Here is an 18,350-nt window from a genome sequence, read left to right as displayed (position 1 = left end):
TAATACCGTCCCAGTATTTGGGGCGGTATTATGCCTTTTGTTTTAGTTATATTTTTAGTATGATAGGAAAGGTTGCTTAGTTAGTAAAGGGCGTGTCTTTTTGAAATGGTTTAGATCTCTTAAAACAACGATGAATTTATGGACCGTATTAAGCGTAATATTTGTCTTACTCGTATTATTACCCAACCTTTCAATCATCGTACAGTTTTTCGCAGAACCAAATGAAAATTGGCTTCATATACGCGAATATATGTTACAAAATTATATACAAAACACGCTAATCCTTGTGTTCTTCGTAGGTATTTTGACCTTGTTTATCGGCACAAGTTTAGCTTGGATTATATCGGCATATGATTTCCCGATGCGCCGATTTTTCCAATGGGGAATGATTCTACCTTTAGCTATTCCCCCATATATAGGTGCCTATACTTATCATGGCATACTAAATTATACCGGTGTCATTCAAACATCACTCAGAAATCAGTTTGATGTTACTGTAAATCAGCAGTATTTCAACATTATGAACATGCCTGGTGCAATCTTTATTTTAACCATATTTTTATTCCCTTATGTATATACTATTACGAAGGCGTTTTTGGCGCGTCAGTCGACAGCCCTTGTGGAAAATGCTCGTATTTTAGGAAGTAGCTCATGGCGGATTTATTTCCGTGTTGTTCTTCCGATCTCACGAGCAGCGATTATTGCAGGTGTTAGTTTAGTTATCCTTGAAGTTCTCAATGACTACGGTGTCGTAAGTTACTATGGCATTCAAACCTTTACGACAGCCATTTTCCAAACTTGGTTTGGCATGGGTGACTTACAATCGGCAGTAAAACTTTCCGGTACATTAATGGTCATTGTTCTTGGTATACTAGTAATAGAAAGAATTGCTCGTGGCAGGCGTCAATTTAGTTTCACAACAACGAAAGTAAAATTGCTACAGCCTGTTAAGCTTGAAGGACCAAAAAAATGGTATGCTTTTGGCTTTTGTATGTTCATCTTTTCAATCGGTTTCATTATACCGGTCATTCAATTAATTTATTGGGCAACAATGACTTATGAGCAATTTTTCTCTATCGATTTTTGGCAGCTCATTTGGAACTCTGTGAGCGTGGCATTTATCGCTTCAACTATTATTGTCGTTATGGCCGTTGTTATTAGTAATTTCGCACGCTTAAACCGAGGTATGTTAGCCAAAACCTTTCCAAAAATCACGATTTTAGGTTATTCTATACCTGGTGCCGTTATTGCAGTCGGTGTTGTAACACTTTTCACCGCTTTAGACCGCCAATTATTTGGCTTTTATGAATGGCTTGGTTTAGAGCCGACATTACTCATAAGCACAAGCTTGTTTATGCTAGTCTTTGCTTACGTCATTCGTTATTTAGCGGTCGGGTACAACTCGATTGAATCTGGCTTTGACCGGATTGGCACGAACTTTACCGAAGCATCACGTATGCTCGGTATGAGTGTAACTAAGTCATTCTTTAAAGTGGATATGAAATTAATCCGCGGCGCGATTTTTGGTGGCTTTATTTTAGCTTTCATCGATATTATGAAAGAATTGCCATTAACGTTAATCTTACGTCCGTTTAACTTTGACACGTTAGCGACTAAGGCTTATCAATATGCTGTAGATGAAATGATCCAACAGGCCGCGATCCCTTCAATCTTTATTATTTTAGTCAGTGGTATTGCGATTTATGTGTTTCATCACGTCTTAGAAAAGGAGTAATGAGTTATGTTTGTTCATATTCGAAATTTAGCTTTTAAATACCCGAATGCAAAGGACAATACAATCAATGACTTCAACTTAACGATTGATCAAGGTGAAATTATTTCGATTCTTGGTGAATCAGGTAGTGGTAAGAGTACGATCTTGCGTTTAATTGCTGGCTTAGATATGCCAACGAACGGAAACATTATGGTTGGCGACCATTGCATGTGCAGTAATTCAACCTTTACACAACCAGAAAAGCGTGGAGTTGGCATGGTGTTTCAAGATTATGCCCTCTTCCCTCACATGACGGTTGAAGATAACATTAAGTTCGGTCTTCAAAAGTGGTCGCGTAAAGATAAGAAAAACCGTGTCGGTGAAGTGCTTGAGCTTGTAAACTTAGAAGATTACCGTAAACGTTATCCATTTGAATTAAGTGGTGGTCAACAACAACGTGTTGCCCTTGCGAGAGCATTGGCTCCTAAGCCGAAGTTGTTACTATTTGATGAACCATTTAGTAACTTGGATGCCGACTTACAAATTCGTATTCGTGAAGAACTAAGACGTATTATTAAGTCAACTGGCGTTACATCAATTTTTGTAACCCACGACCAAGATGATTCACAAGCTTTAGCTGATCGCATTGTCGTTTTACGTGAAGGTGAAGTTGCTCAAATTGGTACTGCACAAGAAATTCTTGGCACAGACTGTAACTTCGCTGATCGTATGCCTGTTAAGCCTCGTGTCCTTTCTCGTGTCTAATAGTTAATGATATATAATGTATGAAATCCCAATTCCGTTGTGATAATAGGAGTTGGGATTTTTTATTATACAGCTAATAAATTTTCTGAAATTGTACAAGTCATTGCTATGGCTAGCGTTCTCCCCCCTTCTCCCCCTTCGTTTTTGAACAGTAACCTCGACAACCATATAGTTTTTTGTTATATTTAGACTGCCGAAATAATCGTAATACGAAATATTAGAAAGAAGGGTACGATTTGGACCACGAACGACTCGCAAAACGCAATCTGGCAATCATGTGGTTTGCCAACTTTTTTATAGCTGGTAGCATGACGATGGTTATGCCATTTTTGTCACTTTATATTGAAACATTTGGAGACTTTTCAAAAGAATATGTGACAACATGGGCAGGCTGGACGTTTGCTATTACATTTTTAACAGCTATTATTTTCTCGCCTATTTGGGGACGAATTGGTGACCGTTTCGGACGAAAACCGATCCTAGTCGCGATGGGATTTGGACTAGCGATCAGTGTTTTTACGATGGGGTATGTCAATTCAGTTATTCAACTTTTTATTTTAAGACTCTTAATGGGTATTTTCGCCGGCTTCATATCAACTTCACAAGCTCTCATATCAACCCAGACACCTAAGAATATATCCGGCCGTATACTAGGAACTTTACAGACAGGTACTGTAACCGGAACATTAATGGGACCACTATTAGGTGGTGTTTTAGCAGATTGGATTGGTTTTGCTGAAGCGTTTCAATATACAGCGGTTGCTCTTTTCATTGCAGCCATTCTCGTTTCCATTGGTGTTAAAGAAGTTAGATTACCTGCAGAAAAAGATGATAAAGAATATTACTCGAAAAAAGAAGTGCTTCAACATATCGTACGCCATCCGATGTTATTAATGGTACTGATCATCTCGATGTTCGTACAAATTGCTCACTTCTCGATTCAACCGATCTTAGCTTTATATGTAGCAGAATTAAACGGACCTGCTAACTTAGCATTAATATCTGGTATCGCCTTTTCGATTACTGGGTTAGGAAACTTGTTGATGACCCGGCGGTGGGGAATTATTGCTGACAAGGTCGGTTATGACAAGATTTTAATACTGCTCGTCATATTAGCTGCGATTGTCTACTTCCCTGGTGGTATGGTTACAGAAGTGTGGCAGCTCGTTATTTTACGTTTCTTACTCGGTGTTACATTGGGTGGTATTATTCCAATTAGAATGGCTTACATTCGCCAAAGTGCACCGATTGCTATTCAAGGTGAGGTTTTAGGTTACAATACAAGCTTAAGGTTTTTAGGTAACGTCATTGGTCCTGTAATGGGTGGCATTGTCGCTGGTTACTATGGAATAGGTTCTGTATTCTATGTTACAAGTGCGCTTTTATTAGCCTCAGGGATCGCCTTACTTATTACTAAGTGGAAAGAATCAGAATCAACTGAAGCAGACAAGACAGTATTAAGTAAAGGCTCTGCCAATACATCGAATTAAAGAGATTGGCAAATGACTAAATTAACGATAGAATGCTTATGGAGTAAAATACGAAAGTGAGGTCTCACCAATGAAAAAGGTTTTTGTACTAGCTGGTTCAGATACAAGTGGTGGTGCTGGTATACAGGCTGACTTGAAAACTTATCAAGAATTAGGCGTTTACGGAATGACGGCTTTAACAACAATCGTCGCTCAAAACCCTAACAACAGTTGGGCTCATGATGTTTATCCTATGGAAATTAATACGGTAAAAGCACAAGTTTCTACTATTCTTGATGGTGTCGGTGTCGATATTATGAAAACAGGCATGCTACCAACGACAGAAATTATTCAACTAGCAGCTGACACTATTGAAAAATATAACTTGGATGCTGTTGTTGATCCTGTTTTAGCTTGTAAAGGGCAAGATGAACCTTTATATCCTGAAAATGCGAAAGCTTTACGCGAACTTCTCGTTCCAAAAGCACTTATTGCAACGCCTAACTTATTTGAAGCAGGTCAACTAGCGGAGATGCACAACATCACGACGGTTGATGAAATGAAAGAAGCTGCTAAGCGTATTTACGACTTAGGTGCGAAAAATGTCATCGTTAAAGGTGGCTCTGAAGTTGAAGGTGACAAAGCCATTGACGTTTTTTATAACGGCGGTGACATGATCACGATCGAAAATGACGTCATCGACACTCCATACAATCACGGTGCTGGCTGTACATTCGCATCAGCTGTCACAGCATCGATTGTAAAAGGTCAATCACCTGAAGAAGCTGTTCGATTTGCTAAGCAATTTATTACTAATGCCATCAAGCAATCTTGGAAACTAAATGAATACGTTGGTCCGGTTAACCAATTCGCTAACCGTGATGCAACAACATTACAGCGATAAACGTGTTTAAAGGCTTTTATTTTCCTCAACCTCGTCCGTTTGACCCTATTTTCCGCGAGGGAGAAAATATTACGACACGAAGACTATATAATTGCAGCAAGAAAGTCCATTTCATATGGGCTTTCTTTTTTATTCCCTCCTAACCTCTACAAATAGGCTCTCACTTTTTGCGTTTAAAACATATGCTATGGTATAATCTTTTTAATCCCTACTAAACAGGTAGGTTAAATAAACAATAAGAGGTGGACGACATGGGTCGTGAATTTATGCATATATTTGATGAGTGGGCAGATTCGTATGATACGACCGTACAAGGCAAAAATGAGCAATATAAAGCCGTCTTCGAAAATTACGACGACATTCTCGAAGAAGTCTCTAAAAGGACTAACGGCATAACAATCGAATTCGGTATTGGCACTGGCAACTTAACAGAAAAAGTTTTACAAAAAGACGTTGAACTAGTTGCCGTTGAACCTAATAGAAAAATGCGTCTCGTTGCCGAAAGACGATTCCCCTACCTTTCGATCCACGATGGTGACTTTTTAAATTTTCCAAAGTTAGGTAAGGTGGATACCATCATTAGTTCTTATGCTTTTCATCACTTAACAGACGACGAGAAAAAGCGAGCCTTTGAGTTGTATCATTCACTACTAAGTGAGTCTGGTGAGATCATTTTCGCTGATACGATGTTTGTTAATGAACAAGCACATGAAGATATGATTAATACGGCAAAGGCAAAGCAATTTTATGAGCTTGCAGAGGATTTAAACCGTGAGTATTACACAACCGTTCCTAGAATGAAGCAAATGCTACATGAGACGGGGTATCAAGTTCAGTTTAAGAAGCTTAATGATTTCGTTTGGATAACGCATGCTAAAAAGAACTAATTGCGTTATCATATAAATAGATAGAATATTCAGTACTTTAAAGGAGGAGTTTAATTATGACGGAAAAAATGAACGTTGAAAGTTTTAACTTAGACCACACAAAGGTTAGAGCACCATATGTACGCTTAGTTGGGATCACAGAAGGACAAAATGGGGATAAGATTCATAAGTATGACATTCGCTTTAAACAACCAAATCAAGAGCATATGGAAATGGATGCCCTACATTCTATTGAACACTTAATGGCCGAGAAGATTCGCAACCATTTAGACAATGTCATTGATGTTGGTCCGATGGGTTGCCAAACAGGATTTTATTTAGCTGTTTTAAACCATGACGACTACGACGAAATTTTAAGTGCGTTAGAAAATACGTTCCAAGACGTGTTAGAAGCTGATGAAGTACCTGCTTGTAACGAAGTCCAGTGCGGTTGGGCTGCAAACCATAGCTTAGAAGGTGCTAAACAGATCGCGCAAGAAATTTTAGATCGTCAAGACGAATGGAAAGATGTGTTTGGAGAGGAAGCTTAGGCATGAATTACGTTAGTCGCGTGCAAGATTTAGTCGGCAACACTCCTTTAATTGAACTAACAAACGTTCACATTCCGAATCAATGTCGGCTATTTGCGAAATTAGAATTTATGAACCCTGGCGGTAGTGTGAAAGACCGTCTAGGAATAGAGCTTTTAGATGATGCTTTGAACAAAGGCGTACTTAAGTCTGGCGGAACGATTATTGAACCTACTGCTGGAAACACTGGAATTGGCCTTGCATTAGCTGCGATTAATCAAGGGTTTAATGTAATCTTTGTCGTTCCACAAAAGTTCAGCCTAGAGAAGCAGACATTAATGCGAGCATTAGGCGCAACAGTCATTAATACGCCAACTGAGTTAGGAATGAAAGGTGCGATTGAAAAGGCAGATGAGTTAGTCGCTGAAACAGATGATGCCTTCTCCCCTGCCCAATTCGCAAATCCAGCGAACCCTAATACGTATTACAAAACGTTAGGTCCAGAGCTTTTCCGTGATCTCGATGGACGAATTGACGTGTTTGTCGCCGGTGCTGGTACTGGTGGAACTTTTCAAGGAACGGCAAAATATTTAAAAGAACAAAATGAATCGATTAAAACAGTCATCGTTGAACCAGAAGGATCGATTTTAAACGGCGGTGAACCAGGACCTCATGCGACAGAAGGAATTGGCATGGAGTTTATACCCGATTATATGGAAGAACGTCTCTTTGATGCGGTTCATACGATTACTGATGAGATCGCTTTTAAACGAATGAAAGAAATCGCTATGAAAGAAGGTTTGCTCGTGGCAAGCTCTTCTGGCGCTGCTTTTCAGGCTGCGATTGAAGAAGCTGAAGTAGCCGAAAAAGGAAGTCACATCGTCACGGTGTTTCCGGATAGTAGCGAACGATACTTAAGTCAAAACATTTATGAAGGATGGGAGTCATAATGCGTAAAAAAACACAGCTCATTCATGGTGGTATTTTTGGTGACAAAGAAACGGGTGCTGTTTCAACACCGATTTACCAAGTGAGCACATATCAACAAGAAGCACCTGGACAGCATTCTGGATATGAATATTCACGTACAGGTAACCCAACACGTCATGCTTTAGAAGAGCTTATTAAAGACATTGAAGGTGGAACACGTGGCTTTGCTTTTGGATCAGGCATGGCTGCAATTACTTCAACGATGATGCTTTTGAATAGTGGCGATCACGTCATTTTCACCGATGACGTTTACGGAGGAACGTATCGTATCATGACAAACGTGATGAATCGTTTAGGCATTAGTTCAACATTTGTTGATACGAGCGATTTGAGTCAAATTGAAGGTGCGCTGCAAGACAATACGAAAGCTATTTTCATTGAGACACCAACTAATCCGTTACTTAAAGTGACTGATTTAGAAGCTGTCTCAAACTATGCAAAAGAGCATGATTTACTTATGATTGTCGATAATACGTTTACGACACCATATTTCCAAAATCCGATTAAACATGGAGCTGACATCGTCCTTCATAGTGCAACGAAATATTTAGGTGGCCATAGTGACGTTGTCGCTGGCTTAGTCGTCGTTAACGATGATCAGTTAGGTGAAGACTTACACTACATTCAGAACTCATCAGGTGCCATTTTAGGGCCACATGATTCATGGTTACTTATGCGCGGAATTAAGACATTAGGAATTCGTATGGAAGAGCATGAGGTAAATACTCAAGCAGTTATAGAATTTTTAAAAGACCATCCCATTGTTGAAAAAATATATTACCCTGGTTTAGAGGACCATTCAGGCTATGACATTGCAAAAAAACAATGCTCAGGCTTTGGTGCGATGCTTTCGTTTGATGTTGGCTCTGAAGAAAAAGCAAATGAACTGCTGAGCAAAGTGCGATATTTTACATTAGCCGAAAGCTTAGGTGCTGTTGAAAGCTTAATTTCAGTACCAGCCAAAATGACACACGCTTCTATTCCTCGCGAACGTCGTCTAGAACTTGGCATTACCGATGGATTAATACGTGTATCAGTTGGGATCGAAGACAAAGAAGATTTAATTGCTGATTTAAAACATGCATTAGGATAACTTTTGTTGGCTCCACTTTTTGGTGGGGCCTTTTTATTTTACTCATGCATAATCAAGCTTAAATAATCCAACCTAAAACTGTAGAACAGACTACAAGGAGGATTTTTATGCAACAACAACAAAACCCAAACAGCCAAATGAAACAATCTGAATCATTACCGAAAGATAAAAGCCATGGTGCTCATGCGATTTTTGACGCTCACGAAGCAATCTCAACTGTAATTGGTGCGATGGAGCACTATAAAATGTATGAACAAAATATTCAATGTCAGCAATTACAAGGGATTTTAACAAACCAATATAACTATTTAAGCCAAACGTATAACACAATGGTTGATGCATATCAATCAGGTCAAAAACCAACTCAACCAACAACGTTATACAACATGGAGATCTCAAACGACGTCACTTATGGTATGCAACCGAGCCAGCCGAAACAGCCAGAACAAAACCCTCAGCAATTAAATGACCAATGTTATTCAAGCTTCATGCTAGGTCATTTAAAAGCTTGTGCAACAGGGGCGACAACCGCTGCTTTAGAAGCAACAAACCCTGTTATGCGTCGTGTTCTACAAGATAGCGTAGCCAACTTCTCTGAAATGGCTTACGAAATTTTCTTATACCAAAACGATAAGAGCTATTACCAAGTGCCGCAGTTTGACGATCAAACGATGACTCAGCTATTAAATAGCTACGCACCAGTGACTCAGCAACAACAGCAACATTAACAATTAGGCGAACGCTTGATTTTTCAGGCGTTCGCTTAATTTTAGAGATTTTCGCCTAATTATGCCTGACGTTCGCCGGAAAAATGAGATTTTCGCCGGAATATCAAAAATTTCGCCGGAAAAATTTAAAAATCGCTGATAATACATATTTTACCACCTAATCGACCGAAGAACTGCCCGCACGTTCACACTAAAAATTCGCCGGATTGCAACTCAATCCGGCGATTATATTACTTCTCTTTAACTGCATCTTTCAACTCTTTAATTTCTTGCCTTAATAAATACACTTCATCTTGAAGATCGTCACCTTCAGGCAGTTCATCATTCTCCATCTTTTCAATCTTCTCAAAGTTGTTCACGATGACACCGACGAATAAGTTCAGCACAATAAATACACCTGCTAAAATAAACGTGACAAAATAAATCCACGACCACCAGAACTCGTCTTGAATCGGTCGCATAATATTACTCGCCCAAGATTCGAGCGTTATAATTTGGAATAAACTTAACAATGTTAATTGTAGGTTACCAAAATACTCTGGTGCGACATCTCTAAATAAGAACGTCCCCATAACACTAAAGACGTAAAACATAATACTTAATAAAATTAAGATCGTCCCTAGCGATGGCAGTGTCATAATTAACGCGTTAACAATTTTCTTAAGCGATGGAATCATGGAAATCGTACGGAATACACGAATGACACGTAAAATACGTAGTACCGTAACAAAAGGTGAACCCATAAAAATAAAGCTACTTGCTACAATTAAAAAGTCAAAAACGTTCCAACCATCTTTAAAGAAGTTGGTCGTTGGCCTAGCTGCTATTAACTTTATAACAATCTCTAACGCAAAAATCGTTAGAATTATTGTATCGATCCTAATAAACCAATCACCGTATGCATCATATAAACCACGGTAACTTTCTAAACCGACGATGATCGCATTAATGACAATCAACGTTATAATAGTCGGTTGAAAGGCTCTATGTTCAACTATTTGCGAACTCCACTGACGCAGTTGATTCATGTCTGCTCCCCCATTTTTCTCTCTAAATCTTACACCCTATAAATTCTATCATAAATTAAAAGTTAATGGGGACAACGCGCCTTCATCTGTTTTCGTTCTTTAAAATACACCCTTTCGACATAGCAAATAACTTATACTCGTGTTAGAATATGAACTGAACAATTATTAATTAAAACCACACACACCTTTAGTTTTCTAGGGTTCCGCAACAACTGTTGGTCAGGTCCGAGAGAAAACACATAGCAAATGCTGTGACACGGAGGGATAAAAGCCCGGGAGATGTTCATTCATCTTCTGGGCTTTTATATTGGTTTAACTTCGGAGGTTCGTCATATGAATTCTGATTGGTTTAAAGTGTTTCTTGGGGCTTTCTTTGAAGTGTTTTGGGTCGTTGGCCTGAGCCATGCCTATAATTGGATGACATGGGCCGGTACAGTCGTCGCCATCTTTTTAAGTTTCTTCTTCTTAGTACTAGCAGCACAAAAGTTACCAGTAGGAACGGTTTATGCTGTATTTGCTGGACTTGGAACAACTGGAACGGTCGTTGTTGACATAGTCTTTTTTAACGAGCCTTTTATGGTCTTAAAAGTCGTGCTTATTTCGCTTCTTTTACTCGGAATTATTGGACTTAAGTACGTAACAGAAGAAGGAAGTGATGCTTAATGTATTGGACAGCTTTAATCATAGCAGGATCGTTTGAAATGCTTGGTGTTTTAGGCATTAACTTTATCAATAAATACAAAAATCGGAAGTCTGTAGCGTTCATGATTATTATGTTTTCGATTAGCTTTGTGTTGCTTTCGTATTCCATGAATGAAATCACAATGAGTGTCGCATATGCGATCTGGACTGGAATTGGTGCTGCAGGGAGTGCGATTATGGGGATAGTCTTTTTTAATGAACCTGCTACAAGACTTAGAATATTGTTTATTTTTTGCATTATCTCGGCTACAATTGGATTGAAGTTAATTACGTAAGAAGGTGTCACAATGCCTAAACAAATCTGGCTACTCATTCTAGCAATGGCGATTAATGTTACGGCCGCTTCGTTTTTATGGCCGTTAAATATGATTTATATGCACTATGAATTAGGGACGACATTAGCGTTTGCTGGTGTCATCTTATTTTTAAATCAAGGGGCTGCCATTATTGGTAACTTAGTTGGTGGTACGCTGTTTGATAAACTCGGTGGTTATCGAACGATCCTTTTAGGTGGAGCTGTAACCATTCTATCGGCGATTACTCTATCAATGTTCCATTCGCTGATTCCTTATGCAATATTACTCGTCTGTATCGGGTTCGGAACAGGGGTTGTCGTCCCAGCGATGTATGCTTTGGCTGCTTCTGTCTGGCCAGAAGGTGGCCGCCGTCCGTTTAACGCTATTTATGTCGCACAAAATATCGGTGTCGCTGTTGGTACAGCAACTGGTGGACTTGTCGCATCGTATTCGTTCTCATATGCCTTTCTGTCTAATGCGATTTTGTTCTCAGCCTTTTACTTCCTCGTCTTTTTCACGTTCAAACCGTTAGGGAAAAAGACAGACACGAGTAAATATTCGACAGTGGCCAGCCAAGGGTTCAAAATTCATAACAGAAAATCGTTTGTCGCTTTAATCATTTTAAGTATCGGATTTTTCATCGCTTGGGTCGCTTACGTGCAATGGCAGTCGACAATCGCAACGTATACAATCGAACTCGGTATTCCAGTCGATCAATATACGTGGATTTGGGTGATTAACGGGTTACTGATCATTAGTGGTCAGCCTTTAATTAAAATCGTCACAAAATACATCACATCACCGAAAGTCCAAATTTTACTCGGTAATACGATTTTTATTATTTCGTTTTCTTACTTACTTCAAGCTGAAACGTTTTTAGATTTTGCCACAGGAATGGTTATTTTAACACTCGGTGAAATGCTCGTCTGGCCAGCGGTACCAACTATTGCAGCCAGTCTAGCACCTAAAGGTAGAGAAGGATTTTATCAAGGAATTATTAATAGTGTTGGAACGGGTGGACGGATGGTTGGGCCGTTGTTCGGTGGTTTAATTGCCGACCACTTCCCGATGATGACGTTATTTGGTCTATTAATTATTCTATTACTCATTCCTTACGTTTCAATCTTTGTCTTAGGCAAGTTACAAAAACGGATCGAGCAAGAACAGGAGCAAGGCGAGGAAGAATTAAAGGAAGCGAGTGGAAATTAACAATTTCTTAACCAAATATTCACAGTCCATTCACAGACATTTTTAGTAGTAAGTAGTATGATTAGATTGTAAGCAAGAGATTGCTTGTGTGAACCTTCCCTTAAATATTGAATATAGAACGTCGTAACCGTCCAACTAACCCCCTAGTTGGGCGGTTTTTTCGTTTTCAAAGTCCCGGCCCTCCTCCTAACTACAAAAAACAGCCTACCTAGAAAGACTAGGCAGACTGTTGATGTTCTTCTTGTTGTGCTTGTTCTCGTCTGTGTTTTCGCGTAAATAAATAGAATAACGGTGTATCGATTACAGCAATGGCCAGTTTGATAACATATTGGCTAACAATCATCACCCAAATGTTAGGTACTGTACCAATAAACGCGATCGTAATAAAGATCGACGTGTCAAAAAACTGTGAAGTTGCTGTACTTAAGTTGTTTCTCAACCACTTCAATCGATTTTTCGTCATCTTTTTAACAGCTGCGAAAATATAGACGTCAACAAACTGTGATGTTAAATACGCTGCTGCTGACGCTAATACGAAACGGGCATTTTGACCAAGTAATTCTTCGTATGCTGCTTGTGATTCTTGTGCAAACGGGGCAACTGGTAACAGATACCCTAAATAAATCATAATACTTGCGAAAATTTGTGCAGCAAAACCGAATATAATGGTTTGTTTAGCCTGTTTCTTACCATACTCTTCGTGAACGATGTCGGTAATTAGGAATGTCACAGCATAGACAACAACTGCAGCTGGTACAACGAAGTTTTCACTAAATGCGACTAGTTTACCAGCTAATACGTTAGCAATAACGAGTGATGTCGCAAAGATCACATTTAAAAATATGAGCTTTTGTTCTTTACTCGTCACGGTTACGCACAGCTTTCGTTGTCAACTCAATACCACCACGAGCTGACTGATAGACTGTCACTTCAACGTTTAAAGGATCAATCGCATAAACGAAGTCATCAGCGATCTGTGCTGCTAGCGATTCACAGTAAGCACCTTCGTCACGATAAGACCATAAATAGAACTTAAGTGACTTTGACTCAATACACTTTTCGTTCGGTGTATATGTGATTTCAACTTGACCGAAGTCAGGTTGACCAGTCTTGGGACATACTGCTGTAAATTCTAACGCCTTGAATGTAATCGTTTGTACATTCGGCGCTACAAACGCTTCATCTTTAAGGATTTCACGACCCTCTTTAACACTATCAGGTCTTGGCATTGGGCCTGACCTTGGTAAATAATAATTCTCTGACATAATAATCATCTCTCCTTAGTTTTGATTAAGCAGGATTTCGCGAACTGCTATTCTATTATAGTTTGCACAAGTATTAATTTTAACAGATTAAGAGACATCCGTTAACCAATATAGTTTTACAAAATAATGAAGGAGCAAGTCACTTATGATTCTTCTCCAATCTTTTCAACAAACCGCTTCAGAACGTAGATGGTTTGCACACAATCATTTAACGAAGACCATTCTTTCGGGTTATGGCTAACACCGTCTAAACTTTGTGTAAACAACATCGCCATTGGGACATATCTCCCTAAAATCATTGCATCATGTCCTGCTCCACTCGGTAAATAAAATGGTTCTAAACCGAGTGTTTCTTGTACGGCTTCACCTGCCTGCTGTTGCATTTTGTCCGGTACTTGAACAGGTGATACATTCATATTCTCTTCTATCTCAACAGCTGTTCCATGTTGTTCACTTACAGTTTTCGCATATTCTTTAATACGACTAGTGATCTCATTTTTCCATTCTTCTTTAATGTCACGAATATCGACCGTCAACGTTACTTCACCAGGTATGACGTTAACACCATTAGGCTCGACTTCTAACTTCCCTACTGTTGCAACCCCTGACTCGCTCACTTGCACTGGGAAGTCTTTTACGTTCGTGACAAATTCACTTGCTGCAACTAACGCATCAGTTCGGTCATTCATTGGCGTATTCCCCGCATGACCAGCTACACCTTTAAAAGATACTTTAAGCCATGTAGGACCAGCAATACCTGTTACAACGCCAACTGGTAGATTTCGCTTCTCTAACTGTTTTCCTTGTTCAATGTGCACTTCGACAAACGCTTTAACTTGAGATAGATCACGCTTAGCTTCAATAAAGCCTTCTGGTGTTAAATCAACATTAGCCAACACGTCTTCAAAAGGTGTACCATTAAAGTCTACACGCTTTTTCTCTTCTTCAAGGTCTAACTCACCTACTACAGATTGACTACCTAAAAGGCCACCATTAAATCGTGCCCCTTCTTCATCAGTAAACACAACGACTTCATAAGGGATATGAGGTTTTTCATCTGTATCTCTCCAAGCTGACGCCACCTCTAAAGCGCTAATGACACCTAGTGGTCCGTCAAAATGTCCGCCGTGCATCACACTATCTAAGTGAGAACCTGACATAACCACTGGCCCGTCGACCTTTCCTTCTACTCGACCGAAAACATTTCCAGCCCCATCAACCGTTACTGCTAGGCCATCTTCTTCCATCCACTGCTTCACAAGCTCCTTCGCTCGCTTTTCTTCTTGTGAAAAGGAGACCCGTCGACAACCCCCATCTTCTGTCATGCCAAGCTCGGCTAAAGCGGTTAAACGTTTAGCTACACGTTCTCCATCAATACCAGAATGACTATTGTTAACATCATAATCGTTCATTAACCGATCATAAAACGCTTTTACTTGTTGCTTAATCTGCTCTGACATTTTAAATCCTCCCGAACGTGATAAAATATAAAACTTTAACACGGTAATTCGTTTAATTAACATTATATAGGTTCACATACTATTTCTAAAGATTAAATAATATGACAATCATAAGTGACTTTTATACTCTTTCACGTTATTCTATTGGCAGTATGTTTTATTGGAGTGAAACAATTGAAGAAGTTAAGTAAAAAAGAGCTTGCGATGAACCGGATCGAAAAACATATTGATCTCTTCCAATGCCCGGTCTGCCACGAAACGATGTCAGCAGACGATTCAAAGCTCACTTGCCAAAATCGTCATATGTTCGACTTGGCTAAGCAAGGGTATATCAATATGGTACAACAGTCGAAGAAGACCCAATACGACCAGTCATTGTTTGAAGCACGCCAACGATTGATTCAATCAGGTTTCTACAATCAACTTATGATACAAATTGAATCATTATTGCAAAGTAGAAACACAGATTTTTTATTAGATGCTGGATGTGGAGAAGGCTCTCACTTAGCTCAAATACTAGATACGGTTGATCACCAACTTGGTGTTGGAGTAGACATTGCCAAAGAAGGCATTCAAACAGCCGCCAAAACTTATGAAAATGCCCAATGGATCGTCGGCGATTTGGCTAATACACCTTTTACCGACAAGGCGTTCGATGCGATCATTAACATTTTATCGCCATCAAACTATCAAGAATTCACCCGATTAATAAAAGATAGTGGAATCGTTATAAAAGTCGTTCCTGGTCCAAATTATTTAAAAGAATTACGCGAGCAAATTTTTGCAGGTACTAATCAAGAAGGATATTCAAATGAAGAGACGGTGGCACGTTTTAAGCAATTTTTTCATCTAACACACCGCGAAAACGTGTATGACGAAGTAACATTAACAGAAGGTCAGTTTCACGATTTAATTCAAATGACGCCATTGACTCAAGGCATAGATTTAAGCAGCATTAATTTTGTAGAACCAATCACGCTAGACTTAGAAATACTCGTTGGGAAAAAGTAACGCACCAGTTTTGGAGCACAAACAACAAAATTGTAGTATAAAATGAGCGTTGAATTGCATGCAATTTGATGCTCATTAAATAACGCCTCATTAATAGAAGAACAAGTCATTTTACTCAAACGAATAAGCTTGCAAATGCCAATACAACTGACAAACATAATACAAAAAATAAAGCCCTATAAAACTTCTTTCTATTCGGATTTTCATCAATAAGCATTAAATTACTTATAGAAAAAAACAGTGTTAAAGTTAATAAAAACGGTAATATAGACTCTCTACCAGTAAAGCCTACCCAAATGACTAAACACGTTGATAAAATTGTTAAGATTAACAATAATACCTTTATATAAGGTTTCAAAATCTTGTATTGGAGTGTATTTTCCATGTACTACTCCTCCTTAATTTGCTAAACACTGAACATAGCACATTCGTTACTTAGTTTTAAGAACTACTGAATCAATCGATTTAGGGTTTATTTTTATTTTTACAAGGGCATCTTGCTCTGAAGTGGCTTGTTTTTCATTTGAAAAAGTTAAAGTGATTGTACCATCATTTTCTTCTACATCAACTGCGCTGTATGTCTTGGAATGACCATAAATATAGTGGCGGTTGTTAATCTCATCATTAACTTGATAGGTTCGTGTCGGTGTTTGGTTTGGTTTATTTATCCACTTTTGAACTTCATCGTGATCTTCTTCTTCAATAGAATTTAGTTCATATTCATATGAGAATGTAGATTCGTTATTCATACAACCCACTAATAAAAAAATAGCTAAAAAAGAAATAAATAACTTGAAATTCATGATCAACCTCCTTATTATTCACTTTTCTGCTTACATTAGTTTAATAACGTTCTTTAACTTATTTTACCATATAAATGTTAATCAATCTCATGTGTAAAAAGCAGTCCGATTAAGCTTGAAATAATAGAAAGAATCGGCAACTCTAGTAATATAAAGCTAAGGGCTTGGTTTCGCAACCAAGCCCAACAAGAGTTTAATCCACTTTTCGAAACGCTACGAGGACAAATAAGAAGAAACTAATTAATAAGATCGTCCCGCCGATCACAAAGAATAAAGTGACAAACAAATCTGGCAACGGGAATGGGCGAACGTAATAAAGCCACATACCAATCGTTAAGCCAAATGCACCGATAATGCCTGTCCAAACATGAGATGTCGTTAAGAGTGATGGAGATGGATCATATACTTTGTAAAAGATTGCCCACGCAAATAACGTTAACCAACCGACTAATAAAATGTGCGCGTGAAGCGTCTGAAATTCATAACCGCCTGAACCAGCCATATGCGAACCGATAAACGCACCAACAGCTGCAAAGATCGCAGACAACCTTAATAACGTTTTACTATAGTTCAATGTTTCTCCTCCTTTTAACATGAAATTCGCAAAAATCTTTAAGAAAAGTTAAACTTTAATCAAAATACTGTTAATATACTAAAATCATGCTATGCTAATAATTAACGTATCATACATGAACACTCGGAGGTATTAAAATGAATGAAGATTTAGTGAAAAACTTTTGGCATAAATTTGTTCAAGAGAACCCACAGTTAGCGGATGAAAATACGCCGTACACTAGTTGGGCATTTGGCTCAAACGAAGACCAAGCGCGTGAGCTGTTAGACTTAGTTAAGTCAGGCGATAAAACAGCGACTTGCTCATTATATAGAATGTATGAAGTAGAAGATGCACCACTTCCAACTGAAGGTGAATTCAACGTGATTACAGACTGGAACGGTAACCCTGAAGCTGTCACACGCACGACAGACTTAGATATCATTCCTTTCCTAGCCGTACCAGAAGAATTCGCTGAAAAAGAAGGCGAAGGTGACAAAAGCTATGAATATTGGCATGATGCTCACGTTGACTTTTTCACAAAAGAGTTAGAAACGATTAACGAAGAATTTGAAGACGACTTACCCGTTGTCTGCGAGCAGTTTGAATTACTATATAAAGAGTAAAATAATCCCCTTAGCTGATGTGAGCTGAGGGGAGATTTATTTTGGCGTTTGTGGGATTTTATTTGGCACTCGCGAGATTAATTTGGCGCTCGGGTGACCTTTTCTGGCGCTCATGAAAATTATTTGGCGTTTGTTGTATCTTTTTTGGCGCTCGCAACTTTTCAGCTCTCACATTTTATCAGCGCTCAAGCCAATTTATCGGCGCTCAGGCTAACTTATCAGCGCTCACGATATTTTATCGGCGCTCACGGCTAGGCCCCCTTAAACTGGACACAAAACAATTCACCTAGCTGTGACTCAAAATTGCTCAATTTTTTATCATTTCCCTCCATATTATA

The 18,350-nt window shown here is 38.9% G+C and carries 21 protein-coding genes and 1 riboswitch; of the genes, 14 read left to right on the top strand and 7 right to left on the bottom strand.

From position 1 onward, the window contains the following. Positions 1 to 130: 130 nt before the first annotated feature. From J2R98_RS13270 to J2R98_RS13230, 9 genes are all read left to right on the top strand, one after another. Positions 131 to 1,735: an ABC transporter permease gene (locus tag J2R98_RS13270; protein WP_307069821.1), complete on the top strand. Its 1,605-nt coding sequence runs from the start codon at positions 131 to 133 to the stop codon at positions 1,733 to 1,735. 6 nt (positions 1,736 to 1,741) lie between these two features. After that, a complete protein-coding gene (locus J2R98_RS13265; protein ID WP_307069775.1) occupies positions 1,742 to 2,479 on the top strand; it encodes an ABC transporter ATP-binding protein in 738 nt (245 codons plus the stop codon). A 236-nt stretch (positions 2,480 to 2,715) separates the two neighbouring features. Next, complete coding sequence (locus J2R98_RS13260; protein ID WP_307069773.1) at positions 2,716 to 3,969, top strand: MFS transporter; 1,254 nt, start codon at positions 2,716 to 2,718, stop codon at positions 3,967 to 3,969. Positions 3,970 to 4,039: 70 nt separating this feature from the next. Then, complete coding sequence (gene pdxK, locus J2R98_RS13255) at positions 4,040 to 4,852, top strand: pyridoxine/pyridoxal/pyridoxamine kinase (RefSeq protein ID WP_307069771.1); 813 nt, start codon at positions 4,040 to 4,042, stop codon at positions 4,850 to 4,852. Positions 4,853 to 5,103: 251 nt separating this feature from the next. Beyond that, complete coding sequence (locus J2R98_RS13250; protein ID WP_307069769.1) at positions 5,104 to 5,739, top strand: class I SAM-dependent DNA methyltransferase; 636 nt, start codon at positions 5,104 to 5,106, stop codon at positions 5,737 to 5,739. 56 nt (positions 5,740 to 5,795) lie between these two features. Continuing rightward, positions 5,796 to 6,269, top strand: a complete 474-nt coding sequence (locus J2R98_RS13245; RefSeq protein ID WP_307069767.1) for an S-ribosylhomocysteine lyase — start codon at positions 5,796 to 5,798, stop codon at positions 6,267 to 6,269. Between the two features lie 2 nt (positions 6,270 to 6,271). Beyond that, positions 6,272 to 7,198 carry a PLP-dependent cysteine synthase family protein gene (locus J2R98_RS13240; RefSeq protein ID WP_307069765.1) on the top strand — a complete coding sequence of 309 codons (927 nt, stop codon included), beginning with the start codon at positions 6,272 to 6,274 and terminating at the stop codon, positions 7,196 to 7,198. Then, a complete protein-coding gene (locus tag J2R98_RS13235; RefSeq protein WP_307069763.1) occupies positions 7,198 to 8,331 on the top strand; it encodes a bifunctional cystathionine gamma-lyase/homocysteine desulfhydrase in 1,134 nt (377 codons plus the stop codon). Before J2R98_RS13240 ends, J2R98_RS13235 begins: the two co-directional genes overlap by 1 nt. Positions 8,332 to 8,438: 107 nt before the next feature. Beyond that, on the top strand, positions 8,439 to 9,059 hold the full coding sequence (locus J2R98_RS13230; protein ID WP_307069761.1) for a spore coat protein: 621 nt from the start codon (positions 8,439 to 8,441) through the stop codon (positions 9,057 to 9,059). A gap of 230 nt (positions 9,060 to 9,289) precedes the next feature. Here the strand turns inward: J2R98_RS13230 and J2R98_RS13225 are convergent, their stop codons facing one another. Beyond that, on the bottom strand, positions 9,290 to 10,087 hold the full coding sequence (locus tag J2R98_RS13225; RefSeq protein WP_307069760.1) for an ion transporter: 798 nt from the start codon (positions 10,085 to 10,087) through the stop codon (positions 9,290 to 9,292). Between the two features lie 184 nt (positions 10,088 to 10,271). After that, positions 10,272 to 10,368, top strand: a riboswitch (guanidine-I (ykkC/yxkD leader). 52 nt (positions 10,369 to 10,420) lie between these two features. Here J2R98_RS13225 and J2R98_RS13220 point away from each other — a divergent pair. The 3 genes from J2R98_RS13220 to J2R98_RS13210 are packed head-to-tail and all read left to right on the top strand — an operon-like array spanning position 10,421 to position 12,294. Further along, a complete protein-coding gene (locus J2R98_RS13220; RefSeq protein ID WP_307069758.1) occupies positions 10,421 to 10,750 on the top strand; it encodes a DMT family transporter in 330 nt (109 codons plus the stop codon). Next, entirely contained in the window at positions 10,750 to 11,064 is a 315-nt protein-coding gene (locus J2R98_RS13215; RefSeq protein WP_307069756.1) for a DMT family transporter, read from the top strand. The genes J2R98_RS13220 and J2R98_RS13215 overlap by 1 nt, the downstream gene beginning before the upstream one ends. Positions 11,065 to 11,076: 12 nt before the next feature. Next, the gene (locus J2R98_RS13210) at positions 11,077 to 12,294 is read left to right on the top strand and encodes an MDR family MFS transporter (protein ID WP_307069755.1); all 1,218 of its coding nucleotides are present in this window, start codon (positions 11,077 to 11,079) and stop codon (positions 12,292 to 12,294) included. 217 nt (positions 12,295 to 12,511) lie between these two features. Here the strand turns inward: J2R98_RS13210 and J2R98_RS13205 are convergent, their stop codons facing one another. The 3 genes from J2R98_RS13205 to J2R98_RS13195 form a co-directional block, all read right to left on the bottom strand. Then, complete coding sequence (locus J2R98_RS13205; RefSeq protein ID WP_307069753.1) at positions 12,512 to 13,162, bottom strand: queuosine precursor transporter; 651 nt, start codon at positions 13,160 to 13,162, stop codon at positions 12,512 to 12,514. Beyond that, positions 13,152 to 13,559, bottom strand: coding sequence for a preQ(1) synthase (gene queF / locus J2R98_RS13200; protein ID WP_307069751.1), 408 nt, complete (start codon positions 13,557 to 13,559; stop codon positions 13,152 to 13,154). The genes J2R98_RS13205 and queF overlap by 11 nt, the downstream gene beginning before the upstream one ends. 143 nt (positions 13,560 to 13,702) lie before the next feature. Next, the gene (locus tag J2R98_RS13195; protein ID WP_307069748.1) at positions 13,703 to 15,019 is read right to left on the bottom strand and encodes a M20 family metallo-hydrolase; all 1,317 of its coding nucleotides are present in this window, start codon (positions 15,017 to 15,019) and stop codon (positions 13,703 to 13,705) included. A gap of 174 nt (positions 15,020 to 15,193) precedes the next feature. Between J2R98_RS13195 and J2R98_RS13190 the strand changes: the two genes are divergently transcribed. After that, a complete protein-coding gene (locus J2R98_RS13190) occupies positions 15,194 to 16,030 on the top strand; it encodes a putative RNA methyltransferase (RefSeq protein ID WP_307069745.1) in 837 nt (278 codons plus the stop codon). Between the two features lie 115 nt (positions 16,031 to 16,145). Here the strand turns inward: J2R98_RS13190 and J2R98_RS13185 are convergent, their stop codons facing one another. From J2R98_RS13185 to J2R98_RS13175, 3 genes are all read right to left on the bottom strand, one after another. Further along, positions 16,146 to 16,415 (bottom strand): hypothetical protein, encoded by a 270-nt coding sequence (locus tag J2R98_RS13185; RefSeq protein WP_307069743.1) that lies wholly within the window; start codon positions 16,413 to 16,415, stop codon positions 16,146 to 16,148. 46 nt (positions 16,416 to 16,461) lie between these two features. Beyond that, positions 16,462 to 16,833 (bottom strand): hypothetical protein, encoded by a 372-nt coding sequence (locus J2R98_RS13180; RefSeq protein WP_307069741.1) that lies wholly within the window; start codon positions 16,831 to 16,833, stop codon positions 16,462 to 16,464. Positions 16,834 to 17,026: 193 nt separating this feature from the next. Then, positions 17,027 to 17,407 carry a hypothetical protein gene (locus J2R98_RS13175; protein ID WP_307069739.1) on the bottom strand — a complete coding sequence of 127 codons (381 nt, stop codon included), beginning with the start codon at positions 17,405 to 17,407 and terminating at the stop codon, positions 17,027 to 17,029. Between the two features lie 137 nt (positions 17,408 to 17,544). Here J2R98_RS13175 and J2R98_RS13170 point away from each other — a divergent pair, with 137 nt between their 5' ends. Next, positions 17,545 to 18,012 carry an ASCH domain-containing protein gene (locus J2R98_RS13170; protein WP_307069737.1) on the top strand — a complete coding sequence of 156 codons (468 nt, stop codon included), beginning with the start codon at positions 17,545 to 17,547 and terminating at the stop codon, positions 18,010 to 18,012. The last annotated feature ends 338 nt before the right edge of the window (positions 18,013 to 18,350 follow it).

Origin of the sequence: Alkalibacillus filiformis, from assembly GCF_030814115.1 — a bacterium.
GTDB lineage: Bacteria > Bacillota > Bacilli > Bacillales > Alkalibacillaceae > Alkalibacillus > Alkalibacillus filiformis.
Note: the sequence above shows the minus strand (reverse complement) of the source record. Positions and strands in the feature narration are given on the sequence as shown.

Excerpts from the sequence above, each read along its gene's own strand:
- J2R98_RS13270 (WP_307069821.1), top strand. The coding sequence starts at position 131 with ATGAATTTATGGACCGTATTAAGCGTAATATTTGTCTTACTCGTATTA.
- J2R98_RS13265 (WP_307069775.1), top strand. The coding sequence starts at position 1,742 with ATGTTTGTTCATATTCGAAATTTAGCTTTTAAATACCCGAATGCAAAG.
- pdxK (WP_307069771.1), top strand. The coding sequence starts at position 4,040 with ATGAAAAAGGTTTTTGTACTAGCTGGTTCAGATACAAGTGGTGGTGCT.
- J2R98_RS13250 (WP_307069769.1), top strand. The coding sequence starts at position 5,104 with ATGGGTCGTGAATTTATGCATATATTTGATGAGTGGGCAGATTCGTAT.
- J2R98_RS13245 (WP_307069767.1), top strand. The coding sequence starts at position 5,796 with ATGACGGAAAAAATGAACGTTGAAAGTTTTAACTTAGACCACACAAAG.
- J2R98_RS13240 (WP_307069765.1), top strand. The coding sequence starts at position 6,272 with ATGAATTACGTTAGTCGCGTGCAAGATTTAGTCGGCAACACTCCTTTA.
- J2R98_RS13235 (WP_307069763.1), top strand. The coding sequence starts at position 7,198 with ATGCGTAAAAAAACACAGCTCATTCATGGTGGTATTTTTGGTGACAAA.
- J2R98_RS13230 (WP_307069761.1), top strand. The coding sequence starts at position 8,439 with ATGCAACAACAACAAAACCCAAACAGCCAAATGAAACAATCTGAATCA.
- J2R98_RS13225 (WP_307069760.1), bottom strand. The coding sequence starts at position 10,087 with ATGAATCAACTGCGTCAGTGGAGTTCGCAAATAGTTGAACATAGAGCC.
- J2R98_RS13220 (WP_307069758.1), top strand. The coding sequence starts at position 10,421 with ATGAATTCTGATTGGTTTAAAGTGTTTCTTGGGGCTTTCTTTGAAGTG.
- J2R98_RS13215 (WP_307069756.1), top strand. The coding sequence starts at position 10,750 with ATGTATTGGACAGCTTTAATCATAGCAGGATCGTTTGAAATGCTTGGT.
- J2R98_RS13210 (WP_307069755.1), top strand. The coding sequence starts at position 11,077 with ATGCCTAAACAAATCTGGCTACTCATTCTAGCAATGGCGATTAATGTT.
- queF (WP_307069751.1), bottom strand. The coding sequence starts at position 13,559 with ATGTCAGAGAATTATTATTTACCAAGGTCAGGCCCAATGCCAAGACCT.
- J2R98_RS13195 (WP_307069748.1), bottom strand. The coding sequence starts at position 15,019 with ATGTCAGAGCAGATTAAGCAACAAGTAAAAGCGTTTTATGATCGGTTA.
- J2R98_RS13185 (WP_307069743.1), bottom strand. The coding sequence starts at position 16,415 with ATGGAAAATACACTCCAATACAAGATTTTGAAACCTTATATAAAGGTA.
- J2R98_RS13180 (WP_307069741.1), bottom strand. The coding sequence starts at position 16,833 with ATGAATTTCAAGTTATTTATTTCTTTTTTAGCTATTTTTTTATTAGTG.
- J2R98_RS13170 (WP_307069737.1), top strand. The coding sequence starts at position 17,545 with ATGAATGAAGATTTAGTGAAAAACTTTTGGCATAAATTTGTTCAAGAG.